The following is a 15,116-nucleotide window of genomic DNA, read 5'->3' as shown; positions in this document are numbered from 1 at the left end:
CCCTCCCAAAGCAACGCCGGCAAGCGTATCAAGCTGCAATCTCCTCTCGCACCGGCGAATTCGTCACGATCGGCATCCGGCCCGCCCTTATCTGGCGCTGATGTCCCACTGCGCAAGCCTGCCGGCCGCGACAGCCGGCAAAAAATTCACGGCAATTCCGGGAAAGTATCAGTTGGGGTCGGCAAATTCGCCGCAGCTTTCCGTCTGGAATTGCGCAAACCGAACTTAAAGCGGTTCAGCGGCTCTGTGAATCGCCGAAACCGTCCTACGAGAACAGCAGCGACGAGAGCTTGCGGCGTGCCGCGAGCGTCGCCTCGTCGGTCATTCCCCAGGCTTCGAATAGCTTCAACAGCTGCGCCCTGGCGCCGTCGTCGTTCCAGGTCCGGTCGGCCTTGACGATCGCCAGCAAATTGTCGGCGGCCGCGTCACGCTCGCCGCGCGCGTTCTGGATCATCGCCAGATCGAAGCGCGCCTGATGGTCGGCGGGGTTGGCGGCGAGCCGGCGCTCGAGCTCGGCCGGACTGCCGAGCGCGGCCGCTTCCGCGGCAAGCGTCATCTTGGCGCGCAGCGCAGCCAGCGCGGGCGCGTCCTTCTTGTCCTCGGGCGCTCGCGCCAGCACGGCCTCGGCGCCTTCCACGTCCCCGGCATCGTACAGGATCTCGCCCAGGCCTGCGATCGCCTCGATCGTCTCCGGCGCCTGCTCGAGGACCGCGTCGTAAATGCCGGCCGCGGTCTGGACGTCGCCGGCCGTGCGCGCCTCGGCCGCCGCCGCAAGTGCGTCGGCGATCTGCGCCGCGCCGCCGCCCTTGCCGCCGACCTTCTCGATGAATTGGGCGACCTGGCTTTCCGGAACCGCGCCCATGAAACCGTCGACGGGCTGGCCGTCCTTGAAGGCGATGACCGCGGGAATCGACTGGATGCCGAGCTGGCCGGCGATCGAGGGATGATCGTCGATGTTCATCTTGACCAGCTTGACCTTGCCGCCGGCGTTCTTCACCGCCTTTTCGAGCTGCGGCGTCAGCTGCTTGCAAGGCCCGCACCATGGCGCCCAGAAGTCGACCAGCACCGGCTGGCGGCGCGATTCCTGGATGACGTCGGCGGCGAAAGTCGCGGTTGTGGTGTCCTTGATCAGGTCGGCCGCCGCCGGCCCGTCGCCGAGCGAAACCTTGGCGCGGTCGCCGCCGCCATATTGCACCGTCTGGGCATACTGGCCGCCATTGCCGCCAAACGCGCCGCTATACGGATTGTTGTCACTCATCTTGTCGCCCTTTCGGTCACGCTCTCAGGCGTCGGCGCCCGGCGCGTCATTGTCGGATTTCGCAACCGCCTTCCATGTGGCGATCAGCCCCCGAGTTTCAAGGCAATAAGGCCTTCAAGGCAAGGGCACTTTCAAGGTCATGAGACTTTCAGGATAACAGGATCATGGCCGGTTGCCTCGACGAATCTGATCAGGTCGGCGGCGGCGATCGAGGTCGTCGCCTCATTGGTCAGCGGATGGCCGTTGATGACGTCGTGGCTCATCAACGCGTCGTCGAGCACGACCTTGACCTTGCCTTCCGTGTCGTTGATCAGGCCGAAAACGGTGACCGCGCCGGGGATGACGCCGAGCAGCTCCATCAGCATTTCCGGCTTGCCGAACGACACCCGGCCGGCGGCGCCGATCAGGTGGTGGATCTGCTTCAGGTCGACCACGGCGTCCTCGCCGACGGTGACAAGGAAATAATTGTCCTTCTTGTCCTTGAGGAACAGGTTCTTGGTGTGGCCGCCGGGAATCTCGCCGCGCAGGCCTTGCGAATCGGCGACCGTGAACAGCGGCGGGTGCCTGACCGTCGAGACGGAAATGCCGAGATCGGCAAGAAATTCGTTGAGCTCGGCTTCGGTCTTCGGCATCGGTCCTCGCGCGGTCAAAAAAGGGCTCATGCCGTTTACGGCCAACGGTGCCATCGGGGCAAGGCCGCCGGAGCCATTGCGGGCAAAGCGGGCGGCGGCTTGCCTGCGGATTTGCGAGCAGTCCGGTTTCGCCGCCGCTTCGATGCTTTTGAAGCGAACGTCGCCGCGGGAAGAATTCACGCCAAAAAAGACCGTCATTTCCCTGTTGCAATCGCCGCGCTCTTCGGCCATATAGGCGCGGCTTGCGGCCCAAGGCCGCGCGAGCGGGTGTAGCTCAGGGGTAGAGCACAACCTTGCCAAGGTTGGGGTCGGGCGTTCGAATCGCCTCACCCGCTCCAGTTTCCTTCAAGGGATCAAGCAAACGAAAAGCCGCGGTCTCCGCGGCTTTTTCGCGTTTGCGGCTAGCGGGAAACCCACCCGCGGCACAGCGCCGGAGTTACGTCTGGACCGTCGGCAACGCGCATTGCCGCATCCCCACGGATCTCCCGCAAGACATCCAGCAGATAGTTCACGCGATATTTTCCTTCAAACAGCCACGCTCGCCTTCCGGAAAGTATCCGCTGCCCATCAGACTTGAGTCGCATGCCGAAGGGACTGTAGAGCCTCTTTTGCCGGGCGCCCGACAACTGTTATGTTGTGTGAAAGTGCTGGAATAATCCGGCCGGGCAGTCTCGCGGGAGTCATTCCCGCAAGTCGTTACATTGGGGCATAGCTGGAGCAATTCCAGGAAAGTATGAGCGGTTATGCTCGGCGACTTCGCCGTAGTCTCCGTTCGGAATTGCGTCAAAGCAAAGATAGAGCAGACGTCGGCCATGAGGTTCACAGCCTTACAGGATCCGTGCGGCCAACGGATGGTGTTCGATTTGCGGTCCGGTTTCCCGGCGCGAATGCCGGACATGTTGCTGCTTGGCCCGATTCGCGAGGAGGCGGAGCAGCTCGCGGGCCAGGCAGATGAATTCCTCTCGGTGCCGCGCTCGGCCGTGCCTCTTTCTCGATATTTGATCGCCCCGCAATGGAACGATTGGGCATCATCGGAACTTTAGCTTGCGCTAAAACAAGGAGCGCCTATGAGGTTCGCAGCAATACAGGATCCTTGCGACGACTGGCTTGTCTGCGATCTGGTTTCCGATCTCCCGGCGGAGATAGCAGGCCGGCTGCTGATCGGGCTGACGCAAGGCGAAGCCGAGCGACTTGCCGACCAGGCCAATGCCGGGCTAATCGGGCAGGCGATCGATTGGCCGATCCCGCTCGCCAGCGTCGCCTGAAGACGGCTGGGCTTGGGAACCCGCCTCGCCGACGGCGCATCGGCGATTCAACCCCAGATCACATCGGATAACGTTTGCGTGCTGCTCCATTTCAACGCCGCGGCGGTTTCTATATCTCCTCCCTGGGCCGAGATCCGCCGGCGGCGAATGGCCAGCACCGCGACACGACGCGACCGGACGGCCCGTTTTCGGAAAAAGCGGTCTTGCCGCTTCCTCCATCACGAGGAGATGTCATCATGCGTTCTTTCACCCCAAAACTCATCGCAGCCGCCTCGATCTTCGCGGCCATACCGCTTTCGAGCGCCTATGCTGTGCACCGCCACCATAGGGCGCAGATCGACACAATGACCACGGCGTCAGTGCCGGCGGAGCCCGAAGCGAGAGCCGCGACGCAGCAGCTGCTTGGCGTGAAGCAAGGCATCCGTGCGGCCAGGCAGGCCGGCAAGATCACGCAGGAACAGGCTCGCGACCTGATGCGGCAGGCCGATAGCATCCAGCCCGCCGGCGGCCGTTCTGCGATCGGGCGGATCAATGAGCTGGATCAGCGGCTTCGAAACGCTACCGGCCAGGGAATCTATATGGGCGACGGCTCGGACGGCGGCTATTATCCGAACGGCTGACCCCCTGAACTAGCTGAGCGGTGCGATGCGGCAGTCCTGGAGCAATTCCGGGAAAGCCGGATCGCGCTCCGGCCCGGCGCCGTCGCTTTCGGCCCGCGCACGAAATAAGAACCTGAAGCGGCCCGGCGTTTCGCAAGATCGCCGAACCGCTTCACGCCTGGCGCTGCCGTCACCGATTCTGCCGCTACGCCAGCCGCGCCCGTGTCGTCCTCGGCGTCGCCAGCAGCAGGCTTGTCTCGCTCCCCGTAATGCCGGGGATCAGCCGGATGCGCCGCAGCACCGCGTCGAAGTCCGTCAGCGTGGCGGTGCCGAGCTCGACCACCAGGTCCCAGCGGCCGTTGGTGGTGTGGATGGTCGAGACCTCGGCGAGGCCGCCGAGGGCCTTGACGACGCGGTCGGCGGCATGGCCTTCGATCTCGATCGTCATCACGCCGCGTATCTTCTGATCGACCGCGTCGGCGCGCAGCACCACAGTGTAGCCGATGATCTCGCCGGACTTTTCCAGCCGTTCCATGCGCGACCTGACCGTGGCGCGTGACACGCCGAGATCGATGGCGAGGTCGGATACACTGCGCCGCGCATCGTGCCTCAGCAGCGTCACCAGTTTCTCGTCCAGCGCGTCCATGGCTTCCATTTCGATCAAATCATCTGACCATTATGATAGATTAGTCTTCTCGAAATGCCAATTTTCACTGTTCAAGCCGCCAGCAGCTGATGGTTCACTCCTTCGATCAATCGCAAGGTGAGAAAAGATGCGCTGCAGGATCGTCGGCGCGCCGGTGCAGGACGGCGCGGGCAGGATGGGATGCGAGATGGGGCCGAGCGCGCTGCGCACAGCAGGGCTGGTCTCGGTGCTGGCCGAGCTCGGCCACCAGGTCGAGGACTGGGGCGCGGTCGAGAAAGCCGCGGCGCGGCCCGTGGCGCACGGCAATCTCGCGCTGAAGGCGCTGCCGGAGATCTCCGCCTGGACGGCGGCAATCGCCGAGACCGCTTACGCGGCTTCGCGGGACGCCATGCCGATCTTCCTCGGCGGCGACCATTCGATCTCCGCCGGCACTATGTCGGGCGTGGCGCGCCGCGCGGCCGAGCGCGGACGGCCGCTCTTCGTGCTGTGGCTCGACGCGCATCCCGATTTCCACACGCTCGACACCACCACCAGCGGCAATCTGCACGGCGTGCCGCTCGCCTATGCCAGCGGCCAGGCCGGCTTCAAGGGCTATTTCCCGGATCTGCCGCAAGCCGTCGACCCGGTCCGCATCTGCGCCATCGGCCTGCGCAGCGTCGATCCGGCCGAGCGCCGCGCGCTTACTGAAGCCGGCGTCACCGTGCACGACATGCGCGCCATCGACGAGCACGGCATCGCCCCGCTGCTGCGCGCCTTCCTGGCCCGCGTCGAGGAGGAGAACGGGCTCTTGCATGTCAGCCTCGACGTCGATTTTCTCGACCCTTCGATCGCGCCGGCCGTCGGCACCACCGTGCCCGGCGGCGCCACCTTCCGCGAGGCGCATCTGGTGATGGAGATGCTGTCCGACTCGGGCCTCGTCTCAAGCCTCGACCTGGTCGAACTGAACCCCTTCCTCGACGAGCGCGGCCGTACCGCCACCCTGATGGTCGACCTCACCGCCAGCCTGATGGGCCGCCGCATCATGGATCGCCCGACCCGCAGCCATTCCGGAAACCTCTGATCATGACCCAGCCTTCGCGCCTTGCCATCGTTCCCTTTGTCAGCGTCGATCGCATGATGAAGCTGGTGCTCGCCATCGGCGTCGAGCGCTTCCTCACCGAGCTCGCCGCCTATATCGAGGAGGATTTCCGCCGCTGGGAGCTGTTCGACAAGACGCCGCGCATCGCCTCGCACAGCCATGACGGCGTCATCGAGCTGATGCCGACCAGCGACGGCAAGATGTACGGCTTCAAATATGTCAACGGCCATCCGAAGAACATGCGCGAAGGCCGCCAGACCGTAACCGCTTTCGGCGTGCTCGCCGATGTCGGCTCCGGCTATCCGATGCTGTTGACCGAGATGACCATCCTGACGGCGCTGCGCACGGCGGCCACCTCGGCGGTAGCGGCAAAATACCTGGCGCCGAAGAACTCCCGCGCCATGGCCATCATCGGCAACGGCGCCCAGTCCGAATTCCAGGCCATCGCCTTCAAGGCGCTCGTCGGCATCGACCGGCTGCGGCTCTACGACATCGACCGCTCGGCCTCGGAAAAATGCGCCCGCAACCTCGCCGGCAAGGGGTTTGATATCACCATCTGTTCGACCGGGCAGGATGCCGTGGAAGGCGTCGACATCATCACCACGGTTACCGCCGACAAGCAGTATGCCACGATCCTCACCGACAACATGGTCGGCGCCGGCGTCCACATCAACGCCGTCGGCGGCGACTGCCCCGGCAAGACCGAGCTGCACCGCGACATCCTCTTGCGCTCCGACATCTTCGTCGAGTTCCCGCCGCAGACCCGCATCGAGGGCGAGATCCAGCAGCTCGACGCCGATCATCCGGTGACCGAGCTGTGGCAGGTGATGACCGGGAAGGCCGAGGGCCGCAAGTCGCCCGAGCAGATCACGCTGTTCGATTCCGTCGGCTTCGCCACGGAAGATTTTTCCGCGCTGCGCTACGTCCGCGACCAGCTCCAGGCCACCGGCCTCTATGAGGAGCTCGACCTGCTCGCCGATCCCGACGAGCCGCGCGACCTGTTCGGCATGCTGCTCAGGGCCGCCATGCAGCCGGCGGCTTGAAGGGGTTCGCTAAGGCGACTTCATACGGCGGGATAACCGCATAGAGCGCTCCCCCTCTCCGTCTCCAAGCTTATGAAGGCCGCGCCCTCGGCGATTAGCGTTTCCTCGCCCCATGCACATCTTCTGTGACTGGCGCGACTGATCAGGCCAAGGCTTGATTGCCACGTGGTTCCCCCATCCGTCGCTGCTTCGCAGCGCCACCTTTCCCCCCTCCGGAGGGAAAGGAAGGGAGTGTTGCTGGACGGGCGTTGACGGCAAAAGGCTTGGCGCCTTTCCTCTGTCCCGTCGATCGCGGGAGAGGTGGCTCGGCGAAGCCGAGACGGAGTGGGGGTCGACCAGCGCGCTGCCATGCACGCTATCGCCAAAGGCCGGCCGCTTCGAAAGGTGTGCATGCCGTAGATGAAATGGCGGAGAGGTGGATCGGCGCGCAGCGCCGAGACGGAGCGGGGGCAGCGCCCGCGTCGACGATTGCAAGACTACTGCCGCGCCGCGCAGCTTTCCCTCTCCACCAGAACCGGCGCCAGCACCTCGCGCCTTGACGGCGCTTCCGGCTCGCCCAGCCTCTCGAGCAGCAGGCTCACCGCCAGCGTGCCGATCTTTTCCACCGGCTGTGCGATTGTCGTCAGCGGCGGCCAGGTGGTGACGGCGTAGGGGATGTCGTCGAAGCCGATCATCGACATATCGTCGGGAACATGCAATCCCCGCGAGCGCAGCGCCGTGACCGCGCCCATGGCCATCAGGTCGTTGCAGGCGAACACCGCAGTGATGCCGGCCGCCTGTACCATAAGCTGCTCCATCGCTAGGCGGCCGCCGGCGAAATGATAGTCGGAATCGACGATTGACGACGCCGGCAGCTCAACGCCTGCTTCGCCAAGCGCGCGGACAAAACCGCGCAGGCGGGCCGGGCTGGAGCTCGAATCGCGCGGACCGCCGATGACGCCGATCTTCCTGTGGCCGAGGCCGGCCAGGTATTTGCCGGCGAGATAGCCGCCATGGTCGTGGTCGACCAGCACCGAATCGACATTGACCGACTGGATCTCGCGGTCGAGCAGCACCGCCGGCACGCTGGGCAGGAGGCGGGCGAACACCCGCGCGTGGTCGGACGAGCCGGCAAAGATCAACCCGTCGATCTGCTTGGCCATCAGCACCGAGAGATAGCGCTCCTCCTTCTCGGCATTGCCGTCGGAGTTGCACAGGATCACCGTGTAGCCGGAGACGAAGCCCGCATCCTCGATCTGCCGCGCCACGCTGGCGAAGAAGGGATTGGAATTGTCGGGGAGCAAAAGACCGATGGTCTTGGTCTCGCCGCGCCTGAGACTCCTGGCCACCGAGTTCGGGCTGTAGCGCAGCGCGCTGATCGCTGCGCGCACGCGCTCGGCCGTTTCCGGCTCGACATGACGCGTATGGTTCATCACATGCGAGACGGTGGCGACGGACACCCCCGCACGGCGCGCGACATCGGCAATCGTCGTCATGGCCCGTTCCCCTCAGCGGATTTTCCGCAACAGCCTCTCCCGGTACGCGTCTAGGATGACCGCGAGCACGATGACAAGGCCAATCACGATCGGTTTGAAATTGTCGCCGACGCCGAGCAGCTGCAATCCGGTGGAAAGCACCTGCAGGATGCAGGCGCCAACCAGCGTGCCGATGATCGAGCCCTTGCCGCCGCTGAGGCTGGTGCCGCCGATGATAACGGCGGCAATCGCGTTGAGCTCGTAGCCGACGCCGGCGATCGGACTGCCGATGTTGAGGCGCAACAGATAGACCATGGCCGCGATGCCGGCGGTGAGCCCGCTGATGGTGAAGGCGGCGACCTTGTAGAAATCCGGATTGTGGCCCGACAGCCGAACCGCCTCGTCATTGGTGCCGACGGCGAAGATCATGCGGCCGAATACGGTGAAGCGCAGCACGAACCAGCCGGCCGCGATCACCAGCACTGCCACCAGGAAGATCGACGGCAGGAAGCCGCCGATGATGAGGTTGCCGAAATCGACGAAACTTTGCGGCAGGCCTGTGATGGTCGAGTTGTCGCTGACGACGCGGGCAGCGCCCGCCGCCATGTTGAGCATGCCCAGCGTGACGATGAAGGAAGGGATCTTCCACCGCGTCGAGATCCAGCCATTGAGGAAGCCGCACACCGCGCCCGTCGACATGCAGGCTAAAAGCGCCAGCGTGATCGCCACGGCCGGCGACAGGCTCTCGTTGATCATCACGGTGGCGCCGACCACGGTGCACAGCGCCAGCACCGAGCCGACCGAAAGGTCGATGCCGCCGGTGAGGATGACGAAGGTCATGCCGGCCGCCAGCACCGTGTTGATGGCGATCTGCACGAAGATCTTCAGCGCGTTGCCCGAGGTGGCGAAATAGGGCGCGGTGGCCGAGAAGAACAGCGTGATCAGCACCAGCGCCAAGAGCACGCCGGCATCGCGCACCAGGAAGCGCAGGAATTTTGCCCGGCCCGGAGAAACAGGCGCCGCAACGGCTGCTTCGGTCGTCTCGCTCATGGTCGCACATACTCCTGATAGGCGAGCGACAGGATGCGCTCCTGGTCGAATTCGGATCGCGGCACTTCGCCGACGATCTTGTTTTTCGAAAAGACGATGATGCGGTGGCACATGCCCATCAATTCAGGCAGGTCGGACGACACCATGATGATGCCCTCCTGCCGCGCCGCCAGCATCCACAGCAGCTGATAGATCTCGCGCCGCGCGCCGATGTCGACGCCGCGCGTCGGCTCGTCGAGGATCAGCGTCGAGGTCCCGCGGAACAGCCATTTGGCCAGCACCACCTTCTGCTGGTTGCCGCCGGAGAGGTTGCGCACCGCCTGCTCGATAGAGCTCGCCTTGACGCGCAGCTGCCCGACGAGATCGTTGGCGGCCGCAGCCTCCGTCCTTCGGTTGAGTAGCCCGTTGCGCGAAACCTTGCTGAGATTGGTGATGGTGATGTTCTTGTCGACGGCCATGTCGAGCAGCAGGCCCTGGCCCTTGCGGTCTTCGGTAAGCAGGCTCAAGCCATGCCGCACCGCGTCCTTCGGCGCGGCGATCGCCACCGGCTTGCCGTCGATCTCGACGACGCCGTCGAGTTTTGCGTCGGCGCCGAACAGAGCGCGCATAGCTTCGGTGCGGCCGCTGCCGACCAGGCCGGCGACGCCGAGGATCTCGCCATGGCGCACGGCGAACGAGATCTCCGGGGTGGAGGCGTCGCGCTTCAGATTGGCGACGCTGAGCGCCACCTTGCCCGGCACAACCCTGGCATCGAAACCGTATTCGTCGGCGATATCGCGGCCGATCATCATGCGCACGATATCCGGCACGGTGAGGCCGTGCAGGTCGCGCGTCGCGACCAGCCTGCCGTTGCGCAGCACCGTCACCCGGTCGCCGATCTCGAACACCTCGTGCAGCCGGTGCGAGATGTAGATGATGGTGACACCCCGGGCCTTCAGCCGCTTGATGATGGAAAACAGCCGCCCGATCTCCGGCGGCGTCAGCGTCGCGGTCGGCTCGTCCAGCACCAGAAGCTTCGAGTCGTAGCTTAGCGCCTTGGCGATCTCGACCAGCTGCATCTGCGCGACGCCCAGCGCCTCGACGCGTATGCGCGGATCGATGTCGAGGCCGACTTCCTTGAGCAGCGCCACCGCGCGGCTGTTCAGCGCCCTGCGGTCGACGATGCCGAAGGCGCGGCGCGGCAGGCTTTCCAGCATCAGATTCTCGGCGATGCTGAGATAGGGCAACAGGTTCAGCTCCTGGTGCACGACGCGGATGCCGCTCTGCTGCGCATCATGCGGCGTCTTCGGCTGATAGGGCTGGCTGTTGAAGGCGATCGTGCCGGAGTCCGGCTGGTAGATGCCGGCCAAGAGCTTGATCAGCGTCGACTTGCCGGCGCCGTTCTCGCCCAGGATGATATGGGTCTCGCCGCGCGCGATCGACAGCGACACGTCGCTCAGCGCGACGGCGCCGGGAAAGATCTTTCCGACTCCTTCAAGGGAGAGAATCGCATCCATAGGCGGCAGAATCCTAAACCGTGCCCGTCGGCGACGACAGCAGCGCGGGCGCTCCGTCACCGCCGCCGAAACTGGCGGCGGCGGTGACGAGAGAGGCGAAGCCTGGCGCCGGAAGGGAGCGCCGGCGCCCCGGCTCGCCTCATGCGGTGACCAGCTTGACGTCGGTCTTGACCCAGCCGGAGAATTTCTCGCCGGCCAGCTCGCGCAGGCCGTAGTCGATGCCCATCGCCGCCATCTTCGCGCCATACTGCTCGACGGTGGCGAGCATCTTGCCTTCCTTCAGCAGCGGACCGACAGCGGGGATGTTGTCAAAGCCGACGACCTTGATCTGGCCGGACTTGCCGGCAGCGTCGATCGCCTTGACGACGCCGAGCGCCATGGAGTCGTTGGCCGCCATCACGCCCTGAATGTCGGGATGCTGGGTGAGGAAGTTGGTCATCAGCGTGTTGGCTTCCTCGGTCTCCCAATGCGCGGTCTTGGAGTCGAGCAGGTCGAGGCCGTATTCCTTCACCGAATCATCGAAGCCGAGCTTGCGCTGCTTGGCGTTGTCGGCCTCGGGATTGCCCTCGAGGATGACGACCTTGCCGCCCTTGCCCAGCGCCTTGCCGAGCGCGTCGCCGGCCAGCTTGGCGCCGGCGCGGTTGTCCGGGCCGAAGAAGGCGAGGTCGATGCCGGCCTTCTTCTTGGCCTCGGTGTCGAGCGCAACGTCGATGTTGATGACCTTGATGCCGGCCTTCAGCGCCTTGGCGATCGGCGTAACCATGGCTTTCGAATCGGCCGGGGCGACGACGATGATGTTGTAGTTCTGGGTGATGAAGTTCTCGATGGCGTCGACCTGCGCGGCGAAGTCGCGCTCGTCCTTCATGCCGACGGCGGCGAAATCGAACTTGTCCTTGTTCTTGGCCGCATACTCCTCCGCGCCAGCCTGCATCTGCTTGAAGAACTCGTTGGCCAGGGACTTCATGACCAGGCCGACCTTCGGCTTGTCGGCGGCGAGAACCGGGCCGAGCGGCAGCGCCAGCGCGCCGGCGGCCAAGGCGCTGGTCTTCAGGAACTGGCGGCGCGAGAACGGGCCAAGCCCATGCGTGTTCGAGAACTTGCTCATTAGTCTCCTCCACTTGATTGAGCCGTAATCGGTTACGTAACCGATTACGCGCCAAAGTAGATTGCTATTTTATCAGATGTCAACGTCGAGGGAAGGACGAGAGGGAAGGCGGTGCCATGGCTGACGTTGGTGATTGGCGAAAGCCGGCGTGAAGTCTGATTTCCCCCCTTGCGGGGGAGATTACGCGTTTTGCGGTTTTCGCCACCTCACCGCCAGCCCAGTGCCGGCGCGACGTGCTTCAGGATCGACTCGATGACATGGGCGTTGTAGTCGACGCCCAGTTGGTTGGGCACGGTGAGCAGCAGCGTATCGGCCTCGGCGATCGCCTGATCCTCCTTCAACTGCTCGATAAGCACGTCCGGCTCGGCGGCATAGGTGCGGCCGAACACGGCGCGCTTCTCCGGCTCGATATAGCCAAAATGGTCCTCGCCCTCGCTACCGCCGAAATAGGCGCGGTCCATGTCGTTGACGAGGGCAAAAATGCTGCGGCTGACCGAGACGCGCGGCTCCCTGGCATGGCCTGCTTCCTTCCAGGCGGCGCGGTAGGCTCTTATCTGCTTGGCCTGCTGGACATGCAGCGGCTCGCCGGTCTCATCGAATTTCAGCGTCGAGCTTTGCAGGTTCATGCCGAGCTTGGCCGCCCACACGGCCGTGGCGTCGGTGGCCGCGCCCCACCAGATGCGCTCGCGCAGGCCAGCCGAGAAGGGTTCGAGCCGCAGCAGGCCGGGCGGGTTGGGGAACATCGGCCGCGGATTGGGCTGGGCAAAGCCCTCGCCGCGCAACAGGTCGAGGAAGATCTCGGAGTGCCGGCGTGCCATGTCGGCGTCGCTCTTGCCCTCTTCCGGCACATAGCCGAAATAGCGCCAACCGTCGATCACCTGCTCGGGCGAGCCGCGGCTGATGCCCAACTGCAGACGCCCGCCGGCGATCAGGTCGGCAGCGCCCGCATCCTCGGCCATATAGAGCGGGTTTTCGTAGCGCATATCGATGACGGCGGTGCCGAGCTCGATACGCCGGGTCTTGGCGCCGGCGGCGGCAAGCAACGGAAACGGCGAGGCGAGCTGCCGGGCAAAATGGTGGACGCGAAAATAGGCGCCGTCGGCGCCGAGTTCCTCGGCCGCGACCGCGAGGTCGATCGACTGCAGCAGCGCGTCTGCGCCCGAGCGCGTGCCCGACTGCGGCGAGGGCGACCAATGCCCGAACGACAGAAATCCGATCTTCTTCATAGCTCCATTCCTGCTGGAGCGGCCCATCGACCGCTTAAAACTTCTTGTTGCTCCAGCAGATAGCCAGGGCAGCGCCGCGATACAACGGACACCGAACGGATACAGACCGTCAATGAGTTCTCCAGAAGTCCGCTGCCGCCGCCCTTGCCCCACGCGATACCAGAGAGGATCATCCCTGGCATTTTCGCCGCCGCCGAAGCGCTGTATCGTTCACGCCACCCGATGATTCCCAAGCATTGGACGAAGCCTGGATGCATGGCCTGACATTTTCCACCGTGACGGCCTCTTTCCTGGCGTCCTTCGTCGAAGTGGTCGAAGCCTTCACCATCGTGCTCGCCGTCGGCGTGACCCGAGGCTGGCGCCCCGCTCTGACCGGCGCCGCCCTGGCGCTCATCTTGCTCGCGGCGCTGGTGCTGGCATTCGGACCGCTGCTGGCGCTCGTCCCCATCGCCGTCCTGCAATTCGTGGTCGGCGTGCTTTTGATCCTGTTCGGCATGCGCTGGCTGAGGAAGGCGATCCTGCGCAGCGTCGGCGTCATCGCGCTGCATGACGAGGAGCGGGCTTTCTCCAAGGAGACGGCCGCCTTGCAGCGGCAGGCCGCTGACCGCCGCGCCGACTATCTGGCGGCCGTCGCGTCGTTCAAGGCGGTGCTGCTCGAAGGCGTCGAAGTGGTATTCATCGTCATCGCCGTCGGCGCCGCGCACGGGCAGACGCTCTATGCCGGCCTCGGCGCGCTGGCGGCCTTCGTGCTGGTGATGCTGATCGGCCTTGCCGTGCATCGTCCTTTAGCCCGCGTGCCCGAGAATGCACTGAAATTCGTCGTCGGCCTGATGCTGACCAGCTTCGGCGTGTTCTGGACTGGCGAGGGCCTCGGTGCCGAGTGGCCGGGCGCCGATCTCGCTCTGCTCGCCATCTTCGCCGTCATTGCCGCCGCATCCTTCGCCATCGTGCGTCGGCTGCGCGGCGCCTACCCGGCACCCGCCGAAGGAGCTGCCCGATGATCCGTCTCGTCTTCAAGGAACTCGTCGGCATGTTCGTCGACGACGGCAATCTCGCCCTGCTCGCGCTGATCCTGATCGCGCTGATCGCCGCCGCGGTGAAGTTCTTGGGGCTGCCGCCGCTCATCGGCGGCCTCCTGCTTCTCGTCGGCTGCCTGGCAATTCTTCTGCAGAGCACGCGCCGCGCCGTGCGCGGCAAGGCGCGCTGACCGGGGTTTATTCCGGTGAAGCTGCGCAACCGCTGGAGATTGGCGGAGCCGCCCCAGCCTCGTCATTCCAGGGCGGAGCAGCCGCAAAGCGGCGTCGCGGAGACCCTGGAATCCATTCCGTGACCTTGGCCAAGGAACGCAGCGGAGCAGAATTCTGCACTGCGGCAGCGCTTGGAAGTCACGGAATGGATTCTAGGGTCTGCGCGCGTCGCTCCGCTCCTTGCTCCGCCCTAGAATGACGATCGCGATGGAACTAGTAAACGGTAAAGAGCGTCGGCAGGTCGCCGCTGAGGCGCAAATACTCGACCGCCTCGATCACCGGAAACAAAGCCAGGAAATAGAGCCCGTCGCGGAACGTGTTCCGCAGCGCGCCGGTCGAAAACAGCCACTGCGCCTCGTCGCGGTAAAGCAGCGGATTCGGCCAGAAGGACGGCGTGCGTTCGGCATAGGCCGCGTAAGCCGCACCGAACTTGCCGGCGAGATACTCCGCCTCCTTGCGCGCGGTGAAGCGGAAGACGAGGAAGCTCGCCAGGCCGAGCAGCGCGGCCGCGAGCAGCGAGCCGAACATCAGCCCGATGCCGGCAGTGCCGACGGTCGAGAAGAAATAGAGCGGGTTGCGGGTCATCGAGAACGGACCGGACACGATCAGCTCGTCATTCTTCCTGCCGCCGACGAACAGGATGCTCCACAGCCGGCCGACAAAGCAGATCAGCACCATCGCGAAGCCGATCGTCTCGACGATCTCATGACCGTCCGAGCCCTCGGCCAACGCCGGCTTGCTGAACAGGAGCAGGATGACGGCAAGCACGGCGGCCAGCTGCACGACGATCAGGCGCTTGTGCTGGTCGAACGCATTCGGCGTCGATTTGGGGGATGCCATTCTTCTCACCGCTCCGGCGCAGCCAGGGGGCGCCAAGGCTTGTCTATCTCTTCGCTGGCGGCATGACGAGGCTCGGCGGATGTTTTTGGCCAACCTTACGAATTTGTAAGAACGCGGACAGGCCGCGGTGAATTCGCCTGCCTAATTTGGGCGTCGCCGCCATACGGAATTCGAGGC

At 64.8% G+C, this 15,116-nt stretch carries 16 protein-coding genes and 1 tRNA gene; 8 read left to right on the top strand and 9 right to left on the bottom strand.

From position 1 onward, the window contains the following. Positions 1-265: 265 nt before the first annotated feature. Together trxA and LB529_RS24955 are read right to left on the bottom strand one after the other, a co-directional pair. Entirely contained in the window at positions 266-1,258 is a 993-nt protein-coding gene (trxA, locus tag LB529_RS24960) for a thioredoxin (RefSeq protein ID WP_224712577.1), read from the bottom strand. 137 nt (positions 1,259-1,395) lie between these two features. Continuing rightward, entirely contained in the window at positions 1,396-1,890 is a 495-nt protein-coding gene (locus LB529_RS24955; RefSeq protein WP_224712576.1) for a prolyl-tRNA synthetase associated domain-containing protein, read from the bottom strand. Positions 1,891-2,153: 263 nt separating this feature from the next. Here LB529_RS24955 and LB529_RS24950 point away from each other — a divergent pair. The 4 genes from LB529_RS24950 to LB529_RS24935 all read left to right on the top strand — a co-directional run bounded on the left by LB529_RS24950 (position 2,154) and on the right by LB529_RS24935 (position 3,775). After that, a tRNA-Gly gene (locus LB529_RS24950) sits at positions 2,154-2,228 on the top strand. Positions 2,229-2,633: 405 nt separating this feature from the next. Beyond that, a complete protein-coding gene (locus tag LB529_RS24945; RefSeq protein ID WP_224712575.1) occupies positions 2,634-2,933 on the top strand; it encodes a hypothetical protein in 300 nt (99 codons plus the stop codon). A gap of 24 nt (positions 2,934-2,957) precedes the next feature. Next, positions 2,958-3,155, top strand: a complete 198-nt coding sequence (locus LB529_RS24940) for a hypothetical protein (protein WP_140845947.1) — start codon at positions 2,958-2,960, stop codon at positions 3,153-3,155. Between the two features lie 236 nt (positions 3,156-3,391). Further along, positions 3,392-3,775: a hypothetical protein gene (locus tag LB529_RS24935; RefSeq protein WP_224544354.1), complete on the top strand. Its 384-nt coding sequence runs from the start codon at positions 3,392-3,394 to the stop codon at positions 3,773-3,775. Positions 3,776-3,959: 184 nt separating this feature from the next. Here LB529_RS24935 and LB529_RS24930 read toward each other — a convergent pair whose 3' ends face one another. Then, positions 3,960-4,400, bottom strand: coding sequence for an Lrp/AsnC family transcriptional regulator (locus tag LB529_RS24930; protein WP_095769871.1), 441 nt, complete (start codon positions 4,398-4,400; stop codon positions 3,960-3,962). 127 nt (positions 4,401-4,527) lie between these two features. Between LB529_RS24930 and rocF the strand changes: the two genes are divergently transcribed. Both rocF and LB529_RS24920 read left to right on the top strand, forming a co-directional pair. After that, a complete protein-coding gene (rocF, locus tag LB529_RS24925; protein WP_224608502.1) occupies positions 4,528-5,460 on the top strand; it encodes an arginase in 933 nt (310 codons plus the stop codon). Between the two features lie 2 nt (positions 5,461-5,462). Beyond that, the gene (locus LB529_RS24920) at positions 5,463-6,521 is read left to right on the top strand and encodes an ornithine cyclodeaminase (RefSeq protein WP_224712574.1); all 1,059 of its coding nucleotides are present in this window, start codon (positions 5,463-5,465) and stop codon (positions 6,519-6,521) included. Positions 6,522-6,997: 476 nt separating this feature from the next. On the opposite strand, the gene LB529_RS24915 is transcribed toward LB529_RS24920, so the two are convergent. The 5 genes from LB529_RS24915 to LB529_RS24895 form a co-directional block, all read right to left on the bottom strand. Beyond that, positions 6,998-7,996, bottom strand: coding sequence for a LacI family DNA-binding transcriptional regulator (locus LB529_RS24915; RefSeq protein ID WP_224712573.1), 999 nt, complete (start codon positions 7,994-7,996; stop codon positions 6,998-7,000). 12 nt (positions 7,997-8,008) lie between these two features. Continuing rightward, positions 8,009-9,025: an ABC transporter permease gene (locus LB529_RS24910; protein ID WP_224712572.1), complete on the bottom strand. Its 1,017-nt coding sequence runs from the start codon at positions 9,023-9,025 to the stop codon at positions 8,009-8,011. Beyond that, on the bottom strand, positions 9,022-10,521 hold the full coding sequence (locus LB529_RS24905; protein WP_411962575.1) for a sugar ABC transporter ATP-binding protein: 1,500 nt from the start codon (positions 10,519-10,521) through the stop codon (positions 9,022-9,024). Before LB529_RS24905 ends, LB529_RS24910 begins: the two co-directional genes overlap by 4 nt. Before the next feature lie 139 nt (positions 10,522-10,660). Further along, positions 10,661-11,626, bottom strand: coding sequence for a sugar ABC transporter substrate-binding protein (locus tag LB529_RS24900; RefSeq protein WP_140845939.1), 966 nt, complete (start codon positions 11,624-11,626; stop codon positions 10,661-10,663). 206 nt (positions 11,627-11,832) lie between these two features. Continuing rightward, positions 11,833-12,852: an LLM class flavin-dependent oxidoreductase gene (locus tag LB529_RS24895; RefSeq protein WP_224712571.1), complete on the bottom strand. Its 1,020-nt coding sequence runs from the start codon at positions 12,850-12,852 to the stop codon at positions 11,833-11,835. 251 nt (positions 12,853-13,103) lie between these two features. Between LB529_RS24895 and LB529_RS24890 the strand changes: the two genes are divergently transcribed. Beyond that, complete coding sequence (locus LB529_RS24890; RefSeq protein ID WP_224532514.1) at positions 13,104-13,853, top strand: COG4280 domain-containing protein; 750 nt, start codon at positions 13,104-13,106, stop codon at positions 13,851-13,853. Further along, positions 13,850-14,059 carry a hypothetical protein gene (locus tag LB529_RS24885; RefSeq protein WP_224532515.1) on the top strand — a complete coding sequence of 70 codons (210 nt, stop codon included), beginning with the start codon at positions 13,850-13,852 and terminating at the stop codon, positions 14,057-14,059. The genes LB529_RS24890 and LB529_RS24885 overlap by 4 nt, the downstream gene beginning before the upstream one ends. 253 nt (positions 14,060-14,312) lie before the next feature. Here LB529_RS24885 and LB529_RS24880 read toward each other — a convergent pair whose 3' ends face one another. Then, positions 14,313-14,939, bottom strand: a complete 627-nt coding sequence (locus tag LB529_RS24880) for a methyltransferase family protein (protein WP_224532516.1) — start codon at positions 14,937-14,939, stop codon at positions 14,313-14,315. Positions 14,940-15,116 lie beyond the last annotated feature (177 nt).

Origin of the sequence: Mesorhizobium sp. CA5, from assembly GCF_020165105.1 — a bacterium.
Taxonomy (GTDB): domain Bacteria; phylum Pseudomonadota; class Alphaproteobacteria; order Rhizobiales; family Rhizobiaceae; genus Mesorhizobium.
Note: the sequence above shows the minus strand (reverse complement) of the source record. Positions and strands in the feature narration are given on the sequence as shown.